Annotated in this window: 5 protein-coding genes; 3 read left to right on the forward strand and 2 right to left on the reverse strand. The window is 71.5% G+C overall.

The window, feature by feature from the left end; all coding sequences use genetic code 11:
• Positions 1-629 (reverse strand): hypothetical protein (locus tag JF597_RS49145; RefSeq protein WP_294012412.1); only part of this gene is annotated, 629 nt, incomplete at its 3' end.
• A gap of 163 nt (positions 630-792) precedes the next feature.
• On the opposite strand from JF597_RS49145, the gene JF597_RS49150 reads away from it, so the two are divergent.
• Positions 793-2,541, forward strand: coding sequence for a S8 family serine peptidase (locus JF597_RS49150; protein ID WP_294012415.1), 1,749 nt, complete (start codon positions 793-795; stop codon positions 2,539-2,541).
• A 63-nt stretch (positions 2,542-2,604) separates the two neighbouring features.
• Positions 2,605-2,823 (forward strand): hypothetical protein, encoded by a 219-nt coding sequence (locus JF597_RS49155; protein ID WP_294012418.1) that lies wholly within the window; start codon positions 2,605-2,607, stop codon positions 2,821-2,823.
• Between the two features lie 27 nt (positions 2,824-2,850).
• Here the strand turns inward: JF597_RS49155 and JF597_RS49160 are convergent, their stop codons facing one another.
• Positions 2,851-3,075: a hypothetical protein gene (locus tag JF597_RS49160; protein WP_294012421.1), complete on the reverse strand. Its 225-nt coding sequence runs from the start codon at positions 3,073-3,075 to the stop codon at positions 2,851-2,853.
• 538 nt (positions 3,076-3,613) lie between these two features.
• Here JF597_RS49160 and JF597_RS49165 point away from each other — a divergent pair.
• Positions 3,614-4,569: ATPase, T2SS/T4P/T4SS family (locus JF597_RS49165; RefSeq protein WP_294012423.1), on the forward strand; the 956-nt coding region annotated here is incomplete at its 3' end.

Genomic DNA, 4,569 nt, shown 5'->3' on the forward strand with positions numbered 1-4,569 from the left:
GCCCAGACCACGCAGCCGACGCACGCGACGGGCAGGGCGCTGACGAAGGCGATGCCGCTCAGGCGCAGCAGGTCCCGTGCTCTCGGCCGCCCCTCGAGCAGGTCGATGACCAGCGCCACGCCGGCGGCCGTGCAGCCGCTGGCGACGCCGGCAGCCAGCGCGGCGGCCAGCCACAGGTGCGCCTTGGAGGCGTCGGGTCCGGCCAGAGCGCGCAGGACCGCAACGGCCAGCCCGCCCTCTCCGGCGGCCAGGCAGATGTTGAAGGCGAGCTTCTGCGGCTGCCGGAACTGACGTCGTACGAGGCCGAAGCCGATGGCCGCTGCGACGGTGCGCAGGGCGACGAAGCCCGGTGCCGACAGCGACATCAGGCCCAGGAAGACCGGGATCTCGGAGATGAAGACCGAGCGCGCCTCGCGGTGCAGCTGCACGTTGACGACGAACGCCTGTGCCAGCACGAGCGCGACCAGGACGACCAACGCCGGCACGGGCCGGTGCACCTGCGGCTGGTGGTCGCCAGCAACCAGGACGCCGACCAGCGCCACGGCCGCCCACGCCGCCGAGATCAGGGCGATCAGGACGCCGAAGGACAGCCTCCTGCCCGGAGGCACGGCGGTGCCGGGATCGTCCACATCAGAGAGGTCGGCGCATTCCCTCTAACCCTGAAGGGGCCGCATGGCGGTTGGTCTGAAAGGCCTAAGATCAATAGTCAGAAGTTGCTCGATCCGGCGCACGCCCGAGGTCCTTGTCATCCGTTCACTAGATGTGACCTCGAACGAGACGAGAGCCGGAGCCATGAGACGAGTCGCGCTAGCTGCCTCCTTGGTGGCGGTGTCGGGTGCCCTGACCGCACCTGCGCTGGCAGCCGCCTCGGGTACGCCTGCTGCGGTGCACGTCCTCGTCACGGGCACCAGTCCCGCGGCCCGGGCCGAGGTCGCCCGTGCTGTGACCCTCGCCGGAGGGCACGTGGACCGCAGCATGGCCGTCATCGACGGTGTGAGCGCGACCGTCCCGGCCGCTGCGCTCTCGGAGCTGCGCGCCGCAGCCGGCGTCCGCAGCGTCACGGTCGACGGCAAGGGCCACCTGCAGGGCCTCGACTCGACCCTGGGCTACGACGTCGGCGGTGACGACGGGTCGCTCTACAACATCGGTCAGATCACGCACGCCAAGGACGCCTGGTCGCACGGCTGGACCGGCAAGGGCGTCGACGTCGCGCTGATCGACAGCGGCGTGGTGCCCGTGAAGGGCCTGACCAGCGGCAACGTCATCCAGGGACCCGACCTCTCCTTCGAGTCGCAGGACCCCGCGCTGGAGCACCTGGACACCTTCGGTCACGGCACCCACATGGCGTCGATCATCGCGGGCCGCGACACCGCCTCGACCGGTTCGTTCTACGCCAAGGGCGACAGCCACAGCTTCAACGGCGTGGCGCCCGACGCGCGGCTGGTCTCCCTGAAGGTCGCCGCGGCCGACGGAGGCAGCGACGTCTCGCAGGTCATCGCGGCCATCGACTGGGTGACGCAGCACGCGCGCTCCGGTGGGCTGAACATCAAGGTCCTGAACCTCAGCTACGGCACCGACTCGAAGCAGGACCCGGCCCTCGACCCGCTCGACTACGCGGTGGAGAACGCCTGGCGCGCGGGCATCACGGTCGTGGTCTCCAGCGGCAACGACGGCGCCAACGGGAACGCCCTGGCCGACCCGGCGAACGACCCGCTCGTCCTGGCCATCGGCGCCGACGACCCGAACGGCAGCGACTCCGTCGGAGACGACACCGTCCCGGCCTTCGCGCAGAAGGGCACTCCCGCCCGCTACGTCGACATGATCGCTCCGGGCGTGCACGTCCTCGGGCTGCGCAACCCCGGCAGCAGCGCCGACCTGGGCAGCCCGACCGCCCGGGTCGGCAACCGCTTCTTCCGCGGCTCCGGCACCTCGCAGTCAGCTGCCGTGGTGTCCGGTCTCGCGGCGCTCTACCTCCAGAAGTACCCCTCGGCGACGCCGGACCAGGTGAAGAAGGCGCTCATGGCGACCGCCTCGGTCCCCTCCTCGGTGAAGAGCACTCTCGTCGGCGTGGGTGTGCCGGATGTGAACAAGGCGATCGGCGCGGCGCTGCCGTCTCTCTCGGCCGCGACGCAGCTGGCCACTGGCGCGAGGGGCACCGGGTCGCTCGAGGCCGCCCGCGGCTCCAGTCACGTCAGCAACGGCATCGACGACCTCGTGGGCGAGCAGGACATCTTCGGCAACGCCTGGGACGGCGCCGCCTGGAGCTCGGCGTCGGCGGCCCGCACCTCGTGGAGCGGCGGGAGCTGGCGCGGGAACGACGTGACGGCCGCCGGCGCCGGAGCCGACGGCTCCTGGGACGGGCACGCATGGAGCAGCAACGACTGGACGGGGCACGCCTGGAGCGGGCACGCGTGGAGCGGGCACGCGTGGAGCGACTCGGGCTGGGACGGTCACGCCTGGAGCGACAGCTGCTGGGACGGCTCCACCTGGTCGGCTGCCGGCTGGTCGACCGACGGTTGGCAGGCCTGGGCCTGGGGCTGAGCCCCGCGCAGTATCAGTGGGTGCAGCCCGCCGCTCTCGCGAGAGAAGGTCGCGGGAGGTCCCATGACGACGACGGTGTTCGTGGTCGGTTTCGCCGTTCTCTTGCTGATGGTGGTCGCGCTGCTGCGGAGACCGGAGGACCGCAGCCCGGCGGCACAGGTGCGCCGGTTCGAGCAGGCACGGGCGGTGACGCTGCGGTGGTCGCAGGACCCCAGCTCCACGCCCGCCCCGCTGCGGGAGCTCGCCGCCGGGCACCTGCCGCCGGAGGACGGCGCGAGCTGACCCTCGCCCTTCCGAGCTGACCCTCGGTCAGCGGCCGCGCGTCTCCGCGGACCGGACGCCCTCGACGCACAGGCCGCGGAGGCCAGGCATGTCCTCTGGCTCCAGGCCCAGCGCAGCGGCTGTGCGCAGCATCGCGGCCTCGAGCTCGCCGGCACGTCGCAGGTACAGCGGCTGGTGACGGTCGTCCACGGCCACCACCCGGACGTTGTTCTGGTGCGCAGGGGTCTCGACGATCACGGACGGCAGCGTCATGTCCTCATGGTGCGCGGGCTCCGCCCGCCGTGCTCGGCGGCACGCCGTGGAGCAGCCGGTACCCGTCCAGGTCGTCCTGTTTGCCCGAGCTGGATTCCTCCCGTGGGCGTCCTGTCCGTCGAGCGGAAGGTGCCCGCGCCCGCTGTCCCCGCGCCGATGTCGCGAGGGACGAAGGTGGATCCGCCGGGTCAGGGCGCGGTGGAAGGCCCGATGTCCCCGCAGCGACCTCGCGCCCCGCGCGGACGAAGGTGGTTCCGCCGGGTCAGGGCGCGGTGGAACGCCCGATGTCCGGGCCGAGGTCGGTGCCCTGAGCGGACCAGGACCCGCTCAGGTGACCGATGTCCCCGCGCGGACGTCGCGAGGGACGAAGGTGGTTCCGCCGGGTCTGGGTGCGGTGGAACGGCCGATGTCCGGCCGATGTCGGAATTCTGAGCGGACCAGGACCCGCTCAGGTCACCGATGTCTCCGCAGCGACCTCGCGGTGGTTTTCCACAACCTCCCTCGCCCGGTTTGTCCACAAGGCTCTAGCCTGCTGCGCGTGACGGGGGTCGACACGGTCGAGCACGAGGTGCGCGAGCTCGTGCGCCGCCGCGGCATCGACCCGGTGACCGACCGCGGCGCGGTACGGCGGCTGGTCGAGGAGGTCGTCGCCGACTACGACGAGCGGGCGCTGACGAGCAACCTCAGCCCGCTGACGGACCCGCACCAGGCCGCCCGTGCCGTGTACGACGCGGTCGCCGGCTTCGGCCCGCTGCAGCGGCACCTCGACGACCCGACTGTGGAAGAAATCTGGATCAACGAGCCGGGCCGCGTCTTTGTCGCCCGGCGCGGCCGGTCGGAGCTGACGAACACGATCCTGGACGACGGCCAGGTGCGCGACCTCGTCGAGAAGATGCTGAAGACCACCGGCCGGCGGGTGGACCTCAGCACCCCTTTCGTCGACGCGATGCTGCCGGACGGCAGCCGGCTGCACGTCGTCATCCCTGACATCACCCGCCGGCACTGGTCGGTGAACATCCGCAAGTTCGTGCTGACGGCCAACACCCTCGACGAGCTGGTGTCGCTGCAGACGCTGACCCCGCAGGCGGCGCGCTTCCTCGAGGCTGCTGTCATCGCCGGGCTCAACATCATCGTCGCGGGCGGTACCCAGGCCGGGAAGACGACGCTGCTCAACTGCCTCGCTGGCGCGATCCCCGGCCGGGAGCGGGTGATCACCTGCGAGGAGGTCTTCGAGCTGAAGCTGGGGCTGCCGGACGTCGTCGCCATGCAGACCCGGCAGGCCAACCTCGAGGGCACCGGCGAGATCGTGCTGCGCCGGCTGGTGAAGGAGGCGCTGCGGATGCGGCCCGACCGGATCCTCGTCGGGGAGGTCAGACAAGAGGAGTCACTGGACTTGCTGATCGCCTTGAACAGCGGGCTTCCCGGCATGTGCAGCATCCACGCCAACAGCGCCCGCGAGGCGATCGTCAAGCTCTGCACCCTGCCGCTGCTCGC

The sequence above is a fragment of the Streptomyces sp. genome (genome assembly GCF_019510245.1).
Lineage (GTDB): Bacteria > Actinomycetota > Actinomycetes > Streptomycetales > Streptomycetaceae > Streptomyces.